Origin of the sequence: Acinetobacter gandensis, assembly GCF_001678755.1 — a bacterium.
In the GTDB taxonomy this organism is placed as follows: Bacteria; Pseudomonadota; Gammaproteobacteria; order Pseudomonadales; family Moraxellaceae; genus Acinetobacter; species Acinetobacter gandensis.
The window spans coordinates 40,896-61,797 of the sequence record NZ_LZDS01000027.1 but is presented as its reverse complement, the minus strand read 5'-3'; the positions used below and the strand labels follow the sequence as shown (position 1 = coordinate 61,797).

Annotated in this window: 21 protein-coding genes, 4 tRNA genes and 1 pseudogene; 10 read left to right on the top strand and 16 right to left on the bottom strand. The window is 38.5% G+C overall.

The window, feature by feature from the left end; all coding sequences use genetic code 11:
* Positions 1–90 precede the first annotated feature (90 nt).
* The 3 genes from A9J31_RS11590 (at position 91) to A9J31_RS11580 (ending at position 4,031) form a co-directional block, all read left to right on the top strand.
* Positions 91–561, top strand: a complete 471-nt coding sequence (locus A9J31_RS11590; protein ID WP_067765935.1) for a DUF3015 family protein — start codon at positions 91–93, stop codon at positions 559–561.
* 79 nt (positions 562–640) lie between these two features.
* The gene (locus tag A9J31_RS11585; protein WP_067765932.1) at positions 641–2,536 is read left to right on the top strand and encodes an Lnb N-terminal periplasmic domain-containing protein; all 1,896 of its coding nucleotides are present in this window, start codon (positions 641–643) and stop codon (positions 2,534–2,536) included.
* A 103-nt stretch (positions 2,537–2,639) separates the two neighbouring features.
* Positions 2,640–4,031, top strand: a complete 1,392-nt coding sequence (locus A9J31_RS11580) for a diguanylate cyclase (protein WP_067765929.1) — start codon at positions 2,640–2,642, stop codon at positions 4,029–4,031.
* 8 nt (positions 4,032–4,039) lie between these two features.
* Here A9J31_RS11580 and A9J31_RS11575 read toward each other — a convergent pair whose 3' ends face one another.
* Positions 4,040–4,591: a DUF4385 domain-containing protein gene (locus tag A9J31_RS11575; protein WP_067765926.1), complete on the bottom strand. Its 552-nt coding sequence runs from the start codon at positions 4,589–4,591 to the stop codon at positions 4,040–4,042.
* Positions 4,592–4,648: 57 nt separating this feature from the next.
* Here A9J31_RS11575 and A9J31_RS15615 point away from each other — a divergent pair, with 57 nt between their 5' ends.
* The gene (locus A9J31_RS15615; protein ID WP_155857607.1) at positions 4,649–5,011 is read left to right on the top strand and encodes a hypothetical protein; all 363 of its coding nucleotides are present in this window, start codon (positions 4,649–4,651) and stop codon (positions 5,009–5,011) included.
* Between the two features lie 347 nt (positions 5,012–5,358).
* Here A9J31_RS15615 and A9J31_RS11565 read toward each other — a convergent pair whose 3' ends face one another.
* The 7 genes and pseudogenes from A9J31_RS11565 to A9J31_RS11535 all read right to left on the bottom strand — a co-directional run bounded on the left by A9J31_RS11565 (position 5,359) and on the right by A9J31_RS11535 (position 10,594).
* Positions 5,359–5,715 (bottom strand): cupin domain-containing protein, encoded by a 357-nt coding sequence (locus A9J31_RS11565; RefSeq protein ID WP_067765919.1) that lies wholly within the window; start codon positions 5,713–5,715, stop codon positions 5,359–5,361.
* A gap of 100 nt (positions 5,716–5,815) precedes the next feature.
* Positions 5,816–6,364 (bottom strand): GTP cyclohydrolase I FolE, encoded by a 549-nt coding sequence (folE, locus tag A9J31_RS11560; protein ID WP_171256699.1) that lies wholly within the window; start codon positions 6,362–6,364, stop codon positions 5,816–5,818.
* A gap of 95 nt (positions 6,365–6,459) precedes the next feature.
* Positions 6,460–7,149: a Smr/MutS family protein gene (locus A9J31_RS11555; RefSeq protein ID WP_067765913.1), complete on the bottom strand. Its 690-nt coding sequence runs from the start codon at positions 7,147–7,149 to the stop codon at positions 6,460–6,462.
* Positions 7,150–7,311: 162 nt separating this feature from the next.
* Positions 7,312–7,979, bottom strand: a pseudogene (locus A9J31_RS11550) (HAD family hydrolase).
* 143 nt (positions 7,980–8,122) lie between these two features.
* Complete coding sequence (trpC, locus tag A9J31_RS11545; RefSeq protein ID WP_067765910.1) at positions 8,123–8,929, bottom strand: indole-3-glycerol phosphate synthase TrpC; 807 nt, start codon at positions 8,927–8,929, stop codon at positions 8,123–8,125.
* A gap of 16 nt (positions 8,930–8,945) precedes the next feature.
* On the bottom strand, positions 8,946–9,992 hold the full coding sequence (gene trpD / locus A9J31_RS11540) for an anthranilate phosphoribosyltransferase (protein ID WP_067765907.1): 1,047 nt from the start codon (positions 9,990–9,992) through the stop codon (positions 8,946–8,948).
* A 17-nt stretch (positions 9,993–10,009) separates the two neighbouring features.
* Positions 10,010–10,594, bottom strand: a complete 585-nt coding sequence (locus A9J31_RS11535; protein WP_067765905.1) for an anthranilate synthase component II — start codon at positions 10,592–10,594, stop codon at positions 10,010–10,012.
* An 886-nt stretch (positions 10,595–11,480) separates the two neighbouring features.
* On the opposite strand from A9J31_RS11535, the gene glnA reads away from it, so the two are divergent.
* Entirely contained in the window at positions 11,481–12,896 is a 1,416-nt protein-coding gene (glnA, locus tag A9J31_RS11530) for a type I glutamate--ammonia ligase (protein ID WP_171256695.1), read from the top strand.
* 89 nt (positions 12,897–12,985) lie between these two features.
* Entirely contained in the window at positions 12,986–13,261 is a 276-nt protein-coding gene (locus A9J31_RS11525) for a hypothetical protein (RefSeq protein WP_067765900.1), read from the top strand.
* A gap of 16 nt (positions 13,262–13,277) precedes the next feature.
* Here A9J31_RS11525 and A9J31_RS11520 read toward each other — a convergent pair whose 3' ends face one another.
* Positions 13,278–14,207 (bottom strand): polysaccharide deacetylase family protein, encoded by a 930-nt coding sequence (locus A9J31_RS11520; RefSeq protein WP_067765897.1) that lies wholly within the window; start codon positions 14,205–14,207, stop codon positions 13,278–13,280.
* Between the two features lie 188 nt (positions 14,208–14,395).
* On the opposite strand from A9J31_RS11520, the gene A9J31_RS11515 reads away from it, so the two are divergent.
* From A9J31_RS11515 to A9J31_RS11500, 4 genes are all read left to right on the top strand, one after another.
* Positions 14,396–14,887, top strand: coding sequence for a chorismate--pyruvate lyase family protein (locus tag A9J31_RS11515; protein WP_067765894.1), 492 nt, complete (start codon positions 14,396–14,398; stop codon positions 14,885–14,887).
* A gap of 18 nt (positions 14,888–14,905) precedes the next feature.
* Positions 14,906–15,787, top strand: coding sequence for a 4-hydroxybenzoate octaprenyltransferase (ubiA, locus tag A9J31_RS11510; protein ID WP_067765891.1), 882 nt, complete (start codon positions 14,906–14,908; stop codon positions 15,785–15,787).
* 303 nt (positions 15,788–16,090) lie between these two features.
* Complete coding sequence (locus A9J31_RS11505; protein ID WP_245668230.1) at positions 16,091–17,158, top strand: alpha/beta hydrolase family protein; 1,068 nt, start codon at positions 16,091–16,093, stop codon at positions 17,156–17,158.
* 169 nt (positions 17,159–17,327) lie between these two features.
* Positions 17,328–17,588, top strand: a complete 261-nt coding sequence (locus A9J31_RS11500) for a hypothetical protein (RefSeq protein ID WP_067765885.1) — start codon at positions 17,328–17,330, stop codon at positions 17,586–17,588.
* An 83-nt stretch (positions 17,589–17,671) separates the two neighbouring features.
* Here A9J31_RS11500 and A9J31_RS11495 read toward each other — a convergent pair whose 3' ends face one another.
* From A9J31_RS11495 to A9J31_RS11465, 7 genes are all read right to left on the bottom strand, one after another.
* Positions 17,672–18,073, bottom strand: coding sequence for a DUF2726 domain-containing protein (locus A9J31_RS11495; RefSeq protein ID WP_180058260.1), 402 nt, complete (start codon positions 18,071–18,073; stop codon positions 17,672–17,674).
* 101 nt (positions 18,074–18,174) lie between these two features.
* A tRNA-Asn gene (locus A9J31_RS11490) sits at positions 18,175–18,250 on the bottom strand.
* A 290-nt stretch (positions 18,251–18,540) separates the two neighbouring features.
* Positions 18,541–18,616 (bottom strand) — tRNA-Asn (locus A9J31_RS11485).
* Between the two features lie 251 nt (positions 18,617–18,867).
* Positions 18,868–18,943 (bottom strand) — tRNA-Asn (locus A9J31_RS11480).
* A gap of 5 nt (positions 18,944–18,948) precedes the next feature.
* Positions 18,949–19,024 (bottom strand) — tRNA-Asn (locus tag A9J31_RS11475).
* A 303-nt stretch (positions 19,025–19,327) separates the two neighbouring features.
* Positions 19,328–19,954, bottom strand: a complete 627-nt coding sequence (locus A9J31_RS11470; RefSeq protein WP_067766299.1) for a superoxide dismutase — start codon at positions 19,952–19,954, stop codon at positions 19,328–19,330.
* Between the two features lie 156 nt (positions 19,955–20,110).
* A complete protein-coding gene (locus tag A9J31_RS11465) occupies positions 20,111–20,869 on the bottom strand; it encodes a Nif3-like dinuclear metal center hexameric protein (protein ID WP_067765878.1) in 759 nt (252 codons plus the stop codon).
* Between the last annotated feature and the right edge of the window lie 33 nt (positions 20,870–20,902).

Genomic DNA, 20,902 nt, shown 5'->3' with positions numbered 1-20,902 from the left:
AAATATCACGCTAATCTAAACTCGTGTAATAAAAATTACACATGTTTTAATAATTAAAAACAATGGAATATAATTCCCTGGAGAAGTGCTATGTTAAAAAAATTAGCTTTAGCTGCCGTTGTAGCGGCAGGTTCTACAGCAGCATTTGCTGACCGTGACGTAGGTTGTGGTGTTGGTTCTCAAGTATGGGCTGGTCAATCAGGTAAAATTCCTAAAATTTTAGCTGCAACGACAAACGGCATTTTTACTAACCAGCTACTAGGTATTACTTTTGGTACCTTAGGTTGTAGCGGTACAGGTACAGTGACTGCTCAAGCAGTAACATTTACCAATGAAAACGCTGAATCACTAGCGCGTGATATGGCGGTTGGCCAAGGTGAGAGCCTAAACGTTCTAGCTGAACTTCTAAATATTCAATCTACCGATAAAGCACGTTTCTTTGCTGTATCTAAAGCAAATTTTGCTGAAATTTACTCAGCAGAAAACCAGTCTTCTCTACAAGTGCTTGCATCATTACAAAGTGTAATGGCGAAAGACGATGTACTTAAAGCATACGTTTAATTGATGCTTATAAAACCCTGTCTTATGGCAGGGTTTTTTATTACCCAAAATATATAAAAATGGATTTGAATATAACTGAATGAAATCAATTGCTTTATTTTGTACCTTTATTATTCCGAGCATGATTTATGCACAGCAGATCGATAATTTAAATCCTGCTGAGATACAGCATTATCTTCAAATTGCTCAATTTAAAAAATTGTCAGAGCACATCAGTTGGCAAAGACTGCTATATACCGATAATAAAGGACAAAGTGAAGTTACCTATTCAGGCTATTTTCTTGCTGAAAATGGCCGTAATGATGCTCATGCTGAATTAAATGCGGATATTCAAGCTTTGTTTCAAAGTGCAGAACCGAATCAATCGATTCGTTGTAAATTTCCTGCACGAAGCCAGTGGTTAATGCAGCAACTGAATATTTCAAATGATCAATTGCCACCAGTGACATGCCCTGAATTTGATGAATGGTTCGGTAAAATTAGGCCTTATAAAGCCACTTTAATCTATGCTACGGACTTTATGGGTAATCCAACCTCAATGTTTGGTCATACATTATTGCGCCTTGATCCCAAAGATCAAAAAGAATTAAATTTGGTTTCTTACGCAATTAACTATGCGGCTACTGTTGCTGGAGAAGATAACTGGTCATATGCATGGAAAGGATTAACGGGCCAGTATCCTGGTGAATATTCACTCATGCCTTATTATCGAAAAGTAAAAGAATATGGTGATTTTGAAAGTCGTGATTTGTGGGAGTATGAACTGGCTCTAACGGAGCAAGAAACCAGTTTCTTGGTAAAACATATATGGGAAATGCAGCAGGTGAGTTTTCCATATTATTTTGCTAGTGATAATTGTGCTTATCGACTTTTGGGTTTAATTGATTTGGTTCGACCAAGTTCAAATTTAAAAGAACAATTCAAGGTTGCCTCAATCCCAGTCGAAACGATTAAAGAAGTTGATAAACAAGGTTTAATTAAAGCTGCAATTTACCGTCCAGCCTTAGAAACGCAATTATTATCTCAGGCACAGCAACATGGTTATCACTTAGCGCGAGAAGCACAGCGACTCTCACTCGTTGAACCAGCTAAGATGCAAAATGTAATTGGTACTTATAGTAAGCAACAACAAGCTAAAATTTTAGAAATGGCTTATGACCATTTATATTTACAATTGATTGGTCGTAAAGTTGATGCAGAATTTGCGCAACCAAGACTTCGTCAAATATTGGCATTACGTAGTCAATCAGATATTGAAAAACAACGGATTGAGCCTGCTATTCCGAGCCTAGATCCAGTAAAAGGTCATCACGCGCGTACTTTCGATGTAGCGCTTGGTGAAGTACAAGGTGAACAGTTCCTTGAGTTGAGTCATCGTGAGGCCTATCACGACTTGATTGATCCGCAAGGTGGTTTTCGTATAGGGACACAACTGATGTTTTGGAACGGTTCTATTGAGTACCGTGAAGACATGTTAAAGCTCAGTCGTTTTGATTTTCTGTCAGTTAATTCATATAACCCGATTACACCGTTTAAAACGCCATTGAGTTGGGGTTTTAATTTGGGTTGGCAGCAAGCTTCCGTTGATCAAGGTCAATTCAGTGAAACTGAGCAACATGGAGTGGCTGAGCTAAAAGCACAGTCAGGCTACAGTTGGGCAGATCAGGCAAGGACTCATTTATGCTATGTGCAAACCCAAACGCAATTTCAAGTTGGCAAAGCACTGGATAAAGGTTGGCGTGCTGGTATTGGTCCAACATTGGGTTGTCAAAATATCTGGTCAGAGCGAGTCAATACCTTGCTACAAGCAGAATTACCTTATTGGGAAGATTTGCATCAGTGGAATTTAAAAATTAATGCTCAAGTTCAATACCTGCTTAATCAGCAAAATGCGTTAAGGCTGGGTTATGAATATCAACAACAAGACACGAAGGATTGGGACAAATTTAAATTGAGTTATACCTTCTTCTATTAATTTTTAAGATAGATAAAACTTGATGATTCATTTAAATATGTTTTTTTATGTAAGTAAAGCACGGTATCATCTCTAGCTTTTATGCCGCTGTGGTCTATCTCCCATGAATCAAGAATGTATTACAGGTCTGTGTCAGACTTGGAAGAATATTTGTGAGCAATATACTGCTAAAGAACATCAAGCGGCTTTCAAATTTATTGAAGAACATGTTGAATATTTGGTAACGGTTTTTTATCAACAAATGGTGAAAGAGCCTGAATCTGCCGAATTTTTTAAAGACGATATTATTCAAAAAAGACTAATAGATACACTTCGTAAATGGTTGCTTGAAACCTTTCAGGTTGCAATGAATACCCACTATGAACAGTCTGTAAAACGCCAGCAAAAAGTCGGTGTTGTACATGCACGTGTGGGTATTCCATCATGGTTAATCATGCGAGGAGTGCGTGAAATTGAACGTAATGTTTTTGAAATATTAGAGCAGAAATCAGAACAACAAAATCTGCATATGTGTAGCTACATTGTGCAGATCATGGGCTTCAGTACTGAAATTATGTGTCGTTCTTATGAAGCGAACACAGAAAAAAGTCAGGAAATAAAGCACAACTATCGCTTATTTTCAGCGATGCAAGATGTTGCTGTACATAAAGATAAACAACGTGGTTCATTACTCGATTGGGAAAATGAACTGATGTTTAAAATATTCTCTGGAAGCTTAGGTTTTTATCACCCGTTGTTCTCAAAATCTGAATTTGGCTTATGGTTTATTCATAAAGCATCTTATGCATTTTCAGGGTCTGAACAAGTGCAGTTGATTATTGATCGAATTTATCAAGTGGATGAGCTAACGCAGCAAGCCATGCAAATGATGGACAGGGATCAGCTACAACAGGTGATCCAAAATATACGTGAATTAAACCGTGAAATTCAGCATTTGGTTGATCAATTGTTCCAAGTGGCAGAGTACATTGAGTCAGGCAATGATTCATTGACGCAACTTCTCAATCGGCGTTATTTAAATACCATCGTCTCTCGTGAAATTAGTTTTGCACGTCAAAACCATACACCTTTGTCATTGTTGGCTTTTGATGCAGATTATTTTAAAAGTATTAATGATAAATTTGGCCATGCAGCAGGGGATATGGCACTGAAATTTATTGCCGAAGCATTACAGCGATTTAGTCAAGGCAGTGATTATGCTTTCCGTATTGGGGGGGAAGAATTTTTATTATTGTTGGTGGATACTGAAATTGATCGTGCAATGAGTATTGCAGAAAATGTAAGACGCTATATTGAACAGGGTTTAATTCGCACGGCTCAAGGACAACAATTTAATTTTACAGTGAGTGTGGGCTGTGTGCTGTACGATGGTCATCCAGATTATCAACGTTTTCTTGATGCTGCAGACCATGCCTTATATGCGGCGAAAAACAATGGTCGAAACTGTATTTACGTTGCTAAAACTGATCCGCAAGCAACATGCTCTGCATCTTAAATGGATACTCACTTAATTTTGCTTTGTATAAAATCTAAAAATTTTGCTTTTTGCTCTATATACATGGGATGAATTTTAGCTTCATCCCATTTTTGTTTAAATACTCGTGCAGTAGCAGCTTTTACGGGATCCTCTTTTTGTCTTGGAAGTTCTTCGCGTCCATGTGCACCACTTAAACCCTTTTTATCATCAGGGACTGGACCCTCATATTTTTTACCACCTTTATGGTTAGCATAGCGACGTGCACGTGTAAAACCCATCTGTAAAAATTTACGTGCCATATCTGCACCGACAAAATCTTCAGCGCCCAAATACTCTTCAAAGAGCTGCCAAATTTTGGTACTGCTTTCGATGGCTTTTTCTTCATTAGCAAATCGCCAATAGGGCAAAATTTCAGATTTATAAGGCTCTACGAGTAATACACCTTGTTCACCACGTCCAATTCTATAAAGTTCAGGGTGTTCGCGAAAATTTATTTTTTTAAAATCTAGACTATAATCAAAACTATTGGAATGAACGCGAGATACACGCTTAGGTGTGGGGATGGATTTCTTATTCATATTCACTCCATTACAACCTTACTCTATTTCAACCTTAAGCTAAAAAAGTAGCCCCATTTGGGGGCTACTTTTTATTTTGTCTTTTTGCTGGTAGATTTGGCTTTGGTTGTCTTGGGTTTTTCTCCCTTAGACTTGCTTGCCTTAGCATCCGTTTTCTTTTCTGTTGAAGATTTTTTGGTTGTTTTCTTCTCAGCTTTTGGCTTTTCCTCTTTAACCTTAGTGCTTGTCTTTGATGTGGTGGCTTTTTTAGGGGCCTCTTTTTTGTTGGCTTTAGATTTCGGCGAACTTTTAGTTGACGCAGATTTTTTAGCTTTTACTTTTTCATCTTTAGTTGCAGCTTCTTTTTTAGAAGTGCTGTCCTTAGATTTTTTTCAGCAGTTTTCTTTGTTACTTTGTTTGAATCTTTACTCGATGCTTTAGCTGATTTTTTTGCTTTATCCTCATTTTTTTTTACAGTTTTTGCCGTAGTTTTCGCTGTCTTTTTCTCATCTTTTTCAGTTGTCTTTTTTGCGGCTACCATAGTGATCACCTTTAGTTAGTAAAAAAGAAAGTAGCAATGAATCTAAAGGATTCATCTTGCTTTCAATGTACAGATTAATCTTAAATAGGGGGGGGAAAATCATGTTATGAAATGTTTAATTTACGAACAGAAATACATTAAGTAATTGATATTAATTTTATGCGGTAGTTTTGAGTTACAAGTCTTACAGCAAGGTTACAAACAACATTTTTAAAAGATATTTTTGAAAAAAAAATATCTTGGGCGATCAAACTTCAACGACTACAAAGTATTTTTTTACAGTTTCTACTACTTCGAAAGTGCCGATAAAACCGGGTGGAATTACGCCTGCATTTCCAGCTTTCACTTCTATATATGTGCCTTCTTGGTCGTGTATACGAACTACGCCTTCAATAACTTGAAAGAATTCTTGTTTGTTGTTGGCAAAATGAATATTCCATGCCCCGACTTCACATTGCCATATACCACAGTCCATATTGGTATGAGCATATAAGCTTTGGGTTTCTCGTTTAGGATTACCATGTATCAAACGATCAGGCCGAGGGTAGTCGATGCTTGAGTCAGCTTGGGTTAAACCTTGACCTGCTAAATATAATTGCGTCATTGTTTGTCCTAAATTGAGTCATCTAAGTATAAAAAATTACAGCATATTTAATCACACACAAAAAAGCCTCAATAGATTGAGGCCTTTTTATATCGCAGAATTAATAGCTTTCTGGAACTGCACTTAAAAATTCACGACGTTCTTCTTTATTGGTTTTAAAGTCACCGACAAAAGAAACAGTACGTGTCGTAGACTCTTGTTTACCAACACCGCGCATCATCATACACATGTGAGCTGAATCAATCACAACCGCAACACCGCGCGCACCAGTGACTTCAGACACCGCTTCAGCAATCTGCTGAGTGAGGTTTTCCTGAATTTGTAAGCGACGTGCAAACATTTCCGTGATGCGTGCAAATTTAGACAAGCCTAAAACATTACCTTCTGGAAGATAAGCAATATGGACACGACCATAGAATGGGAGAAGATGGTGCTCACATAAAGAATAGAATTCGATATTTTTAACTAAGACCATTTCACGGTTATCGGATGGGAAAACCGCATTGTTAGTCACTTCTTCAAGCGTTTGTGTATAGCCTGAAGTTAGATACGAAAAAGCTTTAGCAGCACGCATAGGCGTATCTTTAAGACCTGGGCGATTTAGATCCTCACCAACGGCAGTTAGGATATTTGCGTAGGATTGCTGCATAGACATAAGACGTGTTCACTTACACTGAGAGATTGAACAAGGTCGGCATTGTAGCAGAAAACTATTACAATGCCTTCTTTTGGGGTAAATTCCGATTACTGTTTGAACTGTGGGTTCTTTTCTGCACGTTTGAGCAGAACTAGAACAGCTCCTGTGCCACCTTGTTTTTCAGGTGCACTGACAAAAGCTAAAACATCACGGTGTTGACGAAGCCAACTATTCACATAGGTTTTTAGAATTGCTTCAGGGCCTTTACCATGCACAATTTTAATCACATTTTGATTTTCTTCTTTGGCCATTTGAATAATTTGCAGCACGGCAGAACGGGCTTCTTCCACTGTACAACCATGTAGGTCGACCGCTTCAAACCAACGTAGATTACCAGCTTTCAAATCTTCAAAAACTTTGTGCTGCAAAGTTGCAATGCGATAGCTTAAAGCCGCTTGGCTCGCCACAGGGTTGAGCATTGCTTGGGTATCTGACAACAAAGCATCATCAGTTTCCATTGGACCTATAGCCGCAGCTCGTTTAGCCAACGTTTGCGCATCGGGTTTCTTACGGCCAACTTTATCTATTTTTGCAATATTGCCTGCATCCATTTTTTGGACACCTTGCATTTGCTTTTGAAATAATGCTAAGTCATCTTCCTGCTCTTGCTCAACAGTTTTGGCTTTTGGCTCAACATGCTTCGCTAGGGCAGTAGAATGTGGATTCGTGATTTGCTTTTTAAAGGCTTTCAATAAATTGAATTGATCTTTAGAGAGCGAAGAATCGTGTTTGCTCATATTTAAACAATAAAAAAAACGGCAAAAATGTAGATAAATTATAGCTTGAAATAGCCATAATTTGAACTGAAATGGATTCAATGCATTTTATAAATAGCGAATAAATAAAATTGAATTTGTATAAGTGAACAGTTGGTTATTAGATCTGTTAAAAAATGTGGGTTAATTAGTCTCGATACGGTGTATGGCAGTCTCTAAATCGTAAAAATGTTGAATTTGTTCGTCAGCGATAAAGCAATTTTGTTGGTTATTTGAATTGAAAAAGATCGTGCGCATTCCTACATTTTTTGTACCGGCAATATCTGCAATTGGATTGTCTCCAATAAAAATACAATCTGATGGATTACAATCAAACTGTGTGCAGACGTAGAGAAAAATTTCAGGTTGAGGCTTTCTCATCTGTAGAGCTTCAGATACAAAAATCCCAGAAAAATATTCACTTAGTCCTAAAGCGTAAAAATTATGCTCTTGAAAGGGTGTTCGACCATTGGATATCAATCCTAATTTATATCCATTTTGGTATAAGTGTTTAATAGTGATTTCTGCATGCTCGAAAGCAACAGAAAATTTATTAAAATCACTAATATAAATGGTGAGTAGTTCATTTACAGTATATTTTGTAAAGTTGAATTCAATACTTAATTGATGATAAACCTGATCTTTCCAAACTCGTCCGTGATCATCAAGTTCAATAAATCGCTGTATAAATTTTTGTTTAGAACTCTGTGGAATCAGTTGCAAGAAATTAATCTGCCAATTCAAAATCTATATAGTGATTCATCGCGATTTAAAATGGTTTGGTCTAAATCAAAAAGTAGAATTTTTTTCATGCCATGGTTTATAACGAATAGTAAACGAGCATCAAGTATTTATGATTTTGACTTTTGATATTGTAATTAGATGTTGATGAATATTTTGAATTTAGGCTGAATAAAAGTTCAGGGAGAAACATCACCCTGAACTTAATCGAAGATTAAACAGTCTTTGGTGTACCAAACAACCCTTTAAATGCCTGATCAGGGCGAGGTTGTTTCATAAAGCTTTCACCTACCAAGAAGGCATGAATGTCATGTTCCTGCATCATTGCGACATCAGTAGGTGTTGCAATACCGCTTTCTGTTACAAGTAGGCGAGAAGGCTCAAGTAACTTTTTCAAACGTAAAGATGTATTTAAATCCACATCAAATGTTTTTAAATTACGGTTATTCACACCCAACAAGCAACGATCTGAAAGTTTTAAAGCACGTTCCAGCTCATCTTCATCATGCACTTCAACCAATACATCTAAGTTATGCTCAAAAGCTGTTTTAGACATTTCTTCCAATTGCTGATCTGACAAACAAGCCACAATTAAAAGAATACAGTCAGCATGTAATGCACGTGCTTCAATCACACCATAAGGGTCAATCAAAAAGTCTTTGCGCAGGGCTGGCAAGTCACAGTGCGAACGTGCGATCTGAATGTTTTCATCAGCACCTTGGAAAAAATCGACATCAGTTAATACAGATAAACATGCCGCACCTGCGTCTTGATATTGCTGTGCAATTTCAGCAGGGTTGAAGTTTTCACGAATAATGCCTTTAGACGGAGATGCCTTTTTAATCTCAGCAATGACACCAGGACGTTTTGAACGGAGGCTTTCAGCAAAGCCACGTAGAGGTGTTGCTGCTTGAGCAAGTTCTTCAACATCTTTATAACTGCGTTGCTTAAGACGGGCAGCAAATTCTTCTTGTTTACGGTCTACAATTTTACCCAAAATTGTATTTGCGATATCTACCATGATCTGTGTCCTAATCTTAAGCTTCGTATTCTTTTAAAGTTTTAGTAAATTCAGACAAAATGCCCATTTTTTCTAAGGCTTGACCGCCATAGATAATGTCATGTGCTAATGCAACACCTTGTTTATAGCTTTTGGTTAAACCTGAAACATAAATGCCTGCGCCTGCATTCAGCGCAATCATATTTGCCGCTTTTTCACCGAGTGCTGATTTTTTCTTGCCTAGAGCATCTTTAATTAGTGTCAAACTTTCTGCTGAGCTATCGACAGACAAACCGGTTAAAGTTTGCGATTCAATATCAACATTTTCAGGTTGAATTTCCCATTCTGTGATTTCACCATCTTTAAGTTCAGCCACATAAGTTGCTGAGGCAAGGCTAATTTCGTCTAAACCATCACGCGAATGAACCACCATGACATGTTCAGCACCGAGTTGTTTCAACACTTCAGCCATAGGGCGACATAACTCATTTGAAAACACACCAATGACAAAGCGTTTTACTCCAGCCGGATTCGTAAGCGGGCCAAGTAAGTTGAAAATGCTACGGAAACCGAGTTCCTTACGTGGGCCAGCAGCATATTTCATTGCTTTATGATGATTTGGCGCAAACAAGAAACCGACCCCCATTTCACGGATGCAGCGTTCTGTTTGTTCCATGCTTAGGTCGAGATTAATGCCGGCTTGTTCAAGCAGATCAGAGGAACCTGATTTTGAAGACACGCCACGGCCACCATGTTTAGCAATGGTTGCACCCGCAGCAGCAACGACAAAACTTGACGCAGTTGAAACGTTAAATAAGTTTTGGCCATCGCCACCTGTACCGACAATATCCACCAAATGTGGCAGATCACTGACATCAATTTTAATCGCAAACTCACGCATCACACGTGCAGCGGCCGTAATTTCGTCAATACTTTCGCCTTTTAAACGTAAGCCCATCATTAATGCGCCAATTTGTGCAGGGCTTGCTTCACCTTGCATAATCGTGCGCATCACCTCTTCCATTTGTGGTTGAGTAAGCTCAATATTTTTAGTGATGTTATTTAAAGCTTGTTGAATATTCATAATTGTTTCGCACCGAATTACGCGTAAATTTCTAAGAAGTTTTTAAAGATTTGATGACCATGCTGACTCAAAATGGATTCAGGGTGAAACTGCACGCCTTCAACAGGCAATGTCTTATGTTTTACACCCATGATTTCTTCTATAGAGCCGTCATCTTCATTGGTCCAGCAAGTGACTTCTAAGCATTCTGGCAGAGTTGCTTGATCTATCACTAAAGAATGATAGCGTGTTGCTGCGAATGGAGAAGGGAGGTTGCTGAAAATACCTTTATCGCTGTGATACATGTCTGATAAACGACCATGCATCACTTTTTTAGCGCGAATAATCTCACCACCAAATGCTTGCCCAATGGCTTGATGTCCAAGACAAACACCAAGTAAAGGAATTTTGCCAGCGAAATGCTGAATTGCAGGAATAGAAATGCCTGCCTCAGAAGGTGAGCAAGGGCCAGGGCCAATGACTAAATACTTCGGTTGCCATCGTTCGATATCTTCCAATGTCACGGCATCATTACGTACTACTTTTACTTCCTGATTTAACTCGCCAAAATATTGAACGATGTTGTAGGTAAAAGAGTCATAGTTGTCGATCATCAAAAGCATGAGCGTTTTAACCTTTGAAATTTATGCACTTAACTGTGCTTTAGTAAGTCCGAATAGCTTCTAAATTTTTTACATCAACCTAAATGATGCTGTTATTTAGGCATGCTAAATAGCTAAAAATTTAGAAGTTCTGCAATCATAGCAAAAAATATACATTTTCTGCTGAACAATTTCTCAGAGCTGCTTTGAACATTGTGTTTGTGTCTTATTGTGAATGCAAAGGATAGGAAAATTAGCTGGCTGAATTAAAGTGAAAATAGAGTACAAGTGTGAATTTTAAACATATAGAAATAAAATATAAAAAATAAAGTAAGTAACTAACTAAAAGAATGTCTAATACTTATGATAAAAGATGTGTTGTTTTGAAGCAAAATCACCAAAATGGAGCATATTTTTTAACTGAACTTAATGAATGAAGATGCGATAAATAGGGCTATTGGGGGTTTTAAATAAGCATTTATTCCATATATTTTTGCTCAATTAGGATCTTTTATAGTCGCTTAAATTGATTAATTACATGTGATAAATCTATTAAGTAACTAGTTTATATAAGAATTAGCATTTATTGAGAATAAGTATCAAAAAATAAAGTGTTTTACTTTACAAATTTGTATTTTCACTCAAAACAAACAAGCATCAAAATGGTGCGCACCATTTTGATACATCGGCATATTCTTTTTAAACAAATGCGATGAAGAGTGGTTGAATATGGTGCATTTACTGTTACACACAGTATAATAGCCTCAAAGTGAGGGGTGTAAATCTTCTATTCTGATAAGGAATTCAATATTTTAACTTTGCTTTTTAAAGTTGGTACGGTAATTGCTTAATAACTACCAACTACTAACACGCACTTGAGTGTGCACAAAAAAATCATCGGAGCAAAATGAGCATGGCGAACAAGGTCCTTCAACTCATCCAAGAAAGTGGCGCAAAATGGGTCGATTTTCGTTTCACGGACACTAAGGGTAAAGAGCAGCACGTAACTTACCCAGCAGATACAATTGACGAAGATACGTTTGAAGACGGCAAAATGTTTGACGGTTCGTCAATCGCTGGTTGGAAAGGTATCGAAGCGTCTGACATGATCCTTCGCCCAGATGCTGAAACTTGCTTCCTTGATCCGTTCTTTGCTGAACCGACTGTAGTGGTAACGTGTGACGTAATCGAACCATCTACTGGCCAAGGTTATGAACGTGACCCTCGCTCGATCGCTCGCCGTGCAGAAGAGTATCTAAAATCAACTGGTATCGGTGATACTGCATTCTTCGGTCCAGAACCAGAGTTCTTCGTATTTGACGAAGTGAAATGGGACATCGACATGTCTGGCGCTCGCCACACATTGATCGCTGAAGAAGCTGCTTGGTCTACAGGTAAAGATTACGAAGCTGGTAACTCAGGTCACCGTCCACGTGTTAAAGGCGGTTACTTCCCAGTACCACCTGTTGATTCTTCACAAGATATGCGTGCAGAAATGTGTGCAAAAATTGAAGACATCATGGGCCCAGGCCGTGTAGAAGTACATCACCACGAAGTTGCATCTTGCCAGCTTGAAATTGGTGTTAGCTTCAATACGATGGTTCGTAAAGCGGATGAAGTTCAACAGTTTAAATATGCTGTTTGGAACGTTGCGCACCAATATGCTAAAACTGCGACTTTCATGCCTAAACCAATGGTTGGTGATAACGGTTCTGGTATGCACGTTCATATGTCTATCTCTAAAGATGGCAAGAACTTGTTCGCTGGTGATGAATATGCAGGCCTTTCAGAAATGGCATTGTACTTCATCGGTGGTGTGATCAAACATGCTCGTTCATTGAACGCGATCACTAACCCATCGACTAACTCGTACAAGCGTTTAGTACCACACTTTGAAGCGCCGATTATGCTTGCTTACTCAGCACGTAACCGTTCAGCTTCTATCCGTATCCCTTACGTTTCTAGCCCTAAAGGCAAACGTATTGAAGCACGTTTCCCAGATCCAATGATGAACCCGTACTTAGGTTTCGCTGCATTGTTGATGGCTGGTCTTGACGGTATCCAAAACAAAATTCACCCAGGTGAAGCTGCTGATAAGAACTTGTACGATCTTCCTCCTGAAGAAGAAGCAAAAATCCCTACAGTGGCGCATAGCCTAGACATGGCGCTTGAAGCTCTTGCAGCTGATCATGACTACCTACTTAAAGGTGGTGTGTTCACTAAAGAAATGCTTGAAGCGTATATCGAGCTTAAAACAGAAGAAGTACGTCGTCTTAACACGACTACTCACCCAGTTGAATTCGACATGTATTACAGCTTGTAATTCAACTCTGAATTTCACTGTAAAAAAACCCGCCTTGTGCGGGTTTTTTTGTATTATCAATATATTGTTTTTCTAAAAAGTAGCGATGTATGGCACAACGTAAAAAGCACACTGGTTTTTTCCCGTGGATTGATCCGCAAGACCATACTAAAGGCTTTAAATTAAACTTCTCTGAAGTGACCTACATTGAAGTAGGGCGCACGCTAGAAGGGTATAAGCAAGCGGAATTTGTAGCATTGAAAAATCCAGAACTTGCTCTCGATTTCAATTATCCAAAATGCTTTTATATCAGTGCTGAGGGATTGGTTTTGATAAAAACGCCTCAAGGTAAATATGAAGTGATTGCCAAGACGGATAATGCCTAAAGCAGAACTTGAAGACCTAATCTAATTGGTATTGTTTTAAATTTTCGATTTCATAAGGCGCATCTTCAGCAGGGTAGCGTAATTCCTTTCCTTGAGTTTTAGCAAGCGACCAAATTACACTTTCACCAGCTGGGATGTTAAGACTTTGCAATGAATAAATTGGCTCACCAAATGCTTGTTCAGTAGGGATAAATGTCCAACCATGCTGTTTAAATGCCGTGACAACATCCGATAAAAAGGCTGCATTAATTTGATTTACGTGTAGCAGTAAGACATGTTTTGGTGAGCGTTGTAGGGTTTGGACTGCGAGCTGATCATAATATTCTGCACGGTTTAATAAATGCCAAATATAAGCTTGTTTTAAGCGCAGTAATTTTTCTGTGTCGGCTAGTGTGGCATATTGCAAATATTTACGATTATAAAACCAATCGCTAGCATCAATGCTGACACCGCCCAATGCGTATTGGTTGTTTTTAAGCCATTGATATACTGCGTCACGTTTTTCGACGGTTTCGCCTTCTTTTAAGAAAGGATAGCGATAAATACGTTTGTATCGAGGTAGTGTATTAAGTATAAGGTCAGCATCCTGAATGCTTTGAATATACGCTTGCGTGGTGGTATCAGGTTTATTTAGGTTTTGATGTAATGCGCTATGATTACCAATCAGATGTCCCGCTTTCCCCCAATTCGCAACCAGTTGTTTGCCTTGATAGTCACCAAATTTAACGAGGCTTGGAAATACAATTGATTTAATTTGATGTTCTGCAAGTTGATCTAAAATCTGTTGATTAATTTGGACTGCTTTAGAGTTTTGCTGTGGATTAACTCCATCATCAAAACTAAGTGCGAGCTCTTTGGCTTGGGTCATTGTGCATAAGGTAAATAAGCTCACTAGACTGAGTAAATTTTTTAGAGATTGTTTAAGTGTTGTCTGATTCTTTGTCATTATTAAAATATTTGTGTTGTCATGAATAAGGTTGATGATTTTAGTTTAGGATTTTTGAATTTAACTAAGTGGTTCTCTTACATTAACATAAATGGCTGTAAATCTGCCCGTCAAAAGGCAAGGGCCTGTGTATAATCAACTTGATGCATAAATGCATTGATAATGTTGGTTTTATAAAGGCGAGGGTTATGCAGACCGCAGCGAAACTTCAATTACAACAACAGATACCAGAAGCTTTAAAACTTTGGCTCTATGCTTCGGGGTCTTTGACACAGCAATTGACAGATTTAGCAGGTGGAACATTTCAAGTTGAGCCTTTAAAAGAACATTATCAGCGTTTAAATCGACGTGATGCGCAGTGGATGAAAATGCCTATTCAGCATACCTCATGGGTTCGTGAAAGTTATCTTTATGGCAATCAAAAACAGCCTTGGGTAAAAGCAAAATCCATATTTCCTATTTTAAGTTTAAATCAGCGCGCGCGAATTTTTAAACATATTGGTACGAAGCCGATTGGCTGGTTTTTATTTCAGCGTACAAATCCTGCATGTGAGCGACGAGTACTGTGGCTTGACGATGGTTGGACACGTCAGAGCTGTTATACTTGGCATGGCTGTAAATTCATTGTTCAAGAGACATTTTTACCTGCGTTTGAACAATACATTCAGCAGCCTAAATAAGATTGGATAAGGACAGGCATGGCAACGGTACAGCAAATTACTTGGCGTGAACGCTTAGAAGCATATTATTATTTGTGTCGTTTTGATAAGCCAATTGGCACAGAGTTGGTTTTTTGGCCCACCATGTGGGCACTTTGGATTGCCAATCAAGGAATGCCATCTCTCGCGATTCTAATACCAATGATTATCGGTACAATTTGTATGCGGGCAGCAGGTTGTGCAATTAACGATTTTGCAGATCGTAAAGTTGATGGCGCAGTTGAACGAACCAAAACTCGTCCTCTAGCGACAGGCGTAATTAGCGCTAAAGAAGCTATTTATGTTTTCCTTATTTTAGTACTTGCAAGTGCATGCACGTTATTTTTCTTGCCGATTGAAACCTTCTATTGGTCGTTTGGTGCCTTGTTTTTAGCGTTTATCTATCCGTTTATGAAGCGCTATACGCATTTACCACAAGTATTTTTGGGGGCTGCATTTTCATGGTCAATCCCTATGGCCTATACCGCAGTAGGGCAAACACCAGACTTAACGTGTTGGTTGCTCTACTTTGGTAATTTGGCCTGGACGGTGGCATATGACACTCAATATGCGATCACAGATCGTGAATATGATCTAAAAATTGGAGTGAAATCGACTGCTATATTATTTGGTCGTTTTGATATTGAAATCATTTCATTACTTCAAGTTGTCAGTCTGTTATTAATTGGCTCTGCCTTATATATTGAAAACTTATTTTTCCCATTCGGTTTAATTGCATTGCTTGCTGTAGCTGTTGACTTTATTTACCAATGGACACAAACCAAAGATAGAGTTCCAATGCGCTGCTTTAAAACCTTTTTACATAACCGTTGGGTGGGTGTAATGATTTTTGTGGGAATCGTGGCTGCACAGAATTTATAGTGTTGTTAATCCGATAATTATAAATTGAAACAAAGCGCTCTATCCGAGCGCTTTTTTTTATGCTTAATTGGATTGTATCTCGGTCGAGATTAATGGAATAAGAATAAAGGAATTAAATCATGCAAAAAAAATCTTAAGAAAAGTTTATTAGCGGTTTTATGTTCATCTGTCTTATTGCTATCAGCCTGTGGCGGAAATGATGATCATTCCGAGTTTAGTTTTAATCAATATTACCTTTCAGATAAGGCTTATCAGCAAGATACAATAGACTATGTTAGCCAAGTTCGTGTTATGAGCTATAACATGCAAAATGTGTTAAATAAACGTGCTAAAGCGACTGCGATGGTATTTTATCCAAGTACTCCAATGCCAGCAGATGGATGGCGGGTAGTAGTTTGGGAGCATGGCACAGTTGGAAGTGGAGATAGTTGTGCGCCAAGCTTAAATGCATTGAACCCACGTTTTAAAGCCATGGCAGAGAGTTTGTTAAAAGAAGGTTATGTAGTATTGGCTCCTGACTATGAAGGATTGGGCACGCAGGGGATTCATCCTTATCTAAACTTAGAAAGTGCTGCAAAGTCTGCTCAATATGCAGTGAAAGCATTACAGCAACATTTAGGTAATAAGATGCAAGGAGATTGGATGTCTGTAGGCCAGTCTCAGGGTGGACATGCATCTTTAGGTACAGCTGAGTTTGAAAATGGAAACAGCCGTTATAAAGGTGCTGTTGCAGGTGCTCCTGCATCAAGTTTGGGCTACATTATTTCGGAAATTGCACCTACAGCGATTGCAAGGTTAGCCGCTGCTGAAAATATTCAAGGTAGTGGTGTTGCTAAAGGTACAGCAGCAAAAGTTTATTCTGAACTTCTTGCTTATGCAGCTTATGTGGCGGTCGGCATTAAGGCTTATGAACCACGTTTTGACTACAATTCGATTTTTGAGCAGCGCTCACAACCATGGGTTGCCAAAGCTGAAGGAACTACAGGTGAAAATGGTCTATGTCTTGATCCATTAATGAAAGAATTTGAAAATGACATTAATAATTATGTTGCAAATAATGCAGGTAAAACAGCTGCTGACTATCCAGGTCTAACAGAAGATTTCTTAAGCAATTCGACGATTGCTAAGTTTTTAACCGTGAATCAGCCAGCAACACGTTATATTGATAAACCTGTTTTAATTATTCAAGGCGAGTTGGATACTGCTGTGCCGTATCAGGTAACACAAGCACTGGCGGATAATTTAAAAACTAATTTGAAGACGGATGTAACTTTTGAATTGGTGCCGGGAGCAACTCATACACAGGCAATTGTACAACGTAATGCTATGTTGGTCGCATTTATTAAAGAACATATGCCAGCATCAAAATAGCAATGAATATCGACGCTCGAATAAGCGAAAATGACAAAATAAAAGCCTGAGCAACTGCTTGGGCTTTTCTTTATGAATTTTGTAGAGCGTAATAACTGGTGCAAGACTTGAGAGAATTTCAATCTTTGCTATATTGTGTGCGAAATTTAAGTTGATCGAATTGAATACTATGTCTGAAGTGAAGCCAAAACCTAACACTAAAAAGATGATAATCCTGATGGCATTGGGGTTGCTCATTCCAATATTTTTGGTCAGCATGGCTTTTCTAGCGGTAAATAGTGATGCAAAAAATCAGGAAAAATATAAGCAACAACAAGCTGAAATGATTGAGAGAATCAAAGCGCGTGAAGCTGAAGATGCGGCCTTGGCAGCCGAAGCTGATCAAGCAGTGTCAGAAGTATTGGCATCTCAAGCGGCTGATGCTCAATAATTTCAATGTAAATTAATGAATACACCAAAATAAAAAAACCAGTAATGTTTTACTGGTTTCTTTATTTATAGCTTGAGGGTACTTTATTTGATGTCTTGTCTTAGTGTATGGGCACTTGGAATACTGGTATAGCGCAGGACTCGATAACCGGCTTCCTCAAGCATTTCATCGCGGTCAGCATCTTCTTTTTCTTTACCAATATGGCTGGGATCATCGAGTTCAATAATGACAAGTACATTATAGGTTTTATCTAAAATGACAAAGTCGGTTACTTTGCGGTTAAAGCGGTTGCGAATTTTATAATTTTGATTGGTAATGAGGGCACTAAAAGCCACTTGTGCTAACACATAATATTCAGGAAATGCTTCATTTAAGCGATGAAACATTTTACTTTCAAATGGTGTGATGACACGCTTGGCAAAGAATTTTTGCTTGCGTAAAAATAATTTGGGAAATATTAAGCAGCCGAGGGCAAGAGTTGCCATGCAGCCAATCACGAAAAAAATAAACTGACTTAAATCTAACACGCAATGTTACTTCACATAAGAAAAAAGCCCACGTCATAATGCGTGGGCTTTTTAGTATTTGGCTCTCCAACCTGGGCTCGAACCAGGGACCTGCGGATTAACAGTCCGTCGCTCTACCGACTGAGCTATTGGAGAATCTGCACGCATTCTATGAGCCAAATGCAGTCAGGTCAAGCAACAATTGTAAAAAATGCCACTTTTAATGTTGACTGCGCTAAAAATAAACATGTTTCAAAGAATTGTATATTCAGTAACAGATTTAGAGAGCAATTCAGGTAATTCATTGAGGTGAGTTTTAAATCAAGCAGGATGGAATCATCAGATTGGCCGTTTCTAATAGGGAAGGGTTAGGTAATTTTTAAAGTAAATACTGGAAGTTGGAACAAAAAAAAGCCCACGTCATAATGCGTGGGCTTTTTAGTATTTGGCTCTCCAACCTGGGCTCGAACCAGGGACCTGCGGATTAACAGTCCGTCGCTCTACCGACTGAGCTATTGGAGAATCTGAGACGCATTTTAGAGAGCAATTGTAGAAGGGTCAAGGATGTTTCTAGAAATAATTGAAAAAGTTAAATTAAATGGCTTAAAAATAGGCTGAATATTGAAAATGTGCTGTGTAATCTAGTCTGGTTGACTTTTATTTGAGGAATTTAAACTCTTTTTATTAAACTTAAATATAGTGAATGACCTATATAAATAGCGAAAGTGAAAGCAATAAAAAACCCACTTCATAATGAGTGGGTTTTTAGAATCTGGCTCTTCCACCTGGGCTCGAACCAGGGACCTGCGGATTAACAGTCCGTCGCTCTACCGACTGAGCTATGGAAGAATAGATGGCTCTCCAACCTGGGCTCGAACCAGGGACCTGCGGATTAACAGTCCGTCGCTCTACCGACTGAGCTATTGGAGAATCTGATGCGCATTCTAGGGATGAATATAAATGTGGTCAAGCATATTTATAAGAAAATTACGTTAAATGTTTCAATATTAGTCAAACTCTAAATATTTGTTTATATATTGATTATTCTTTGATTTTGAGCGCTGAATTATTCGGCAGAATCAAAAGAACATATTTTTTCGGATGTGATCATTAAGTAAGAAATGACTGAGGCAAGCGTATAAAAATTAAAAACAGTATTTTGTTTGTTTTCTGCATGCATAAAAAATCACCCAGAAAGGGTGATTTTTCAGACTTTCAAATAAGTTTTAAAACTTATTTTTCAACGCCAGCAGCTTGACCTGCATATTTAGCGTTAGCATAGTCCCAGTTCACTAGGCTTTCTAAGAAAGTAGAGATGTATTTAGGACGAGCGTTACGGAAGTCGATGTAGTAAGCGTGTTCCCAAACATCGATAGTCAACACAGCAACTTTACCGTGAGCAAGTGGAGTGTCGGCGTTAGAAGTTTTAAGGATAGAAAGGTTACCGTTTACTTCGTCAGCAACTAACCAAGCCCAACCTGAACCGAATTGAGTTGTTGCAGCTGCAGCAAATTCTTCAGCGAATTTTTCATAAGAACCGAAAGCTTCGTCGATTTTAGCAGCTAAAGCACCAGTTGCTTTACCGCCGCCGTTTTTAGCCATACAGTTCCAGTAGAAAGTGTGGTTCCAAACTTGAGCCGCGTTGTTGAATACGCCCGCTTTAGAAGCATCGCCAGCAACAGCAGTGATGATTTCTTCTAAAGTTTTACCTTCAAGGTCAGTGCCTTTAATTAGGTTGTTCAGGTTAACCACATAAGTGTTGTGGTGTTTGTCATGATGGTATTCTAAAGTTTCTTTGCTGATGTGCGGAGCAAGATCTTCGTAACCGTAAGGTAACGCTGGTAAAGTAATCGTTGTCATGTTTTCAATTCCTTGCATTTTGCTGGGTTTTGACATTAAGTGCCGTTATTGTAATAGATTCTTGCATTAAAATGCGCATTGCTTATAAATAACAATACAGAATAAAGCCTGAAAATATACGTATAAGGGCAGAGTCAAAGACCAAGACGATTTAAATTAAATCGGGTTGTTTAATTCGAAATAACTATACTCAATATTGAACTGTTCTGAAATAGCTTTTGCGAGTCGTTGCACGCCATATCTTTCTGTTGCGTGGTGTCCACATGCATAATAATGCACATTTAATTCTTCAGCTTCGTAAAAAGTACGCTCACTCACTTCACCTGAGATATAGGCATCGCAGTCAAGAGCAGCTGCTTTAGCAATATAGTCTTGAGCGCCACCGGTACAGAAGCCCACTTTTTGAATCGTATTTTTCTGTGCAGGTAAATGGAGCGCATCAAAGCCTAAACGTTCTGACACATACGCTTTAAATGCTTCAGGTGTCATAGCATTTTTTAAATAGCCAATATTACCAATTGGATTACGCTCAGTTGGATCTAGTGCTTCAATTTTTTCAAGTTCAAGTATATCTGCAATTGCTGCATTATTACCGAGTGTCGGATGGCTATCTAATGGCAAATGATAACCCACTAACGAAATATCATTTTGGATGAGGCTTTTAATCCGTCTACCACGCATGCCTGTAATTGGATACGCTTCGCCTTTCCAAAAATAGCCATGGTGGACCAATAATAGATCTGCACCAGCGGAAATGGCAGCTTCAATAGCACTTTGTGAGGCTGTTACAGCGCATAAAATTTTTTTCACTTCATGGCGACCTTCAATTTGTAAGCCATTGGGTGCATAATCTTTAAATTCATGTGCTTTTAAAGTGGTATCACACCACTGAATAATTTCACTTAACTGAGCCATATTTTTCTCAAAATCTAAAATACAATAGGTCAA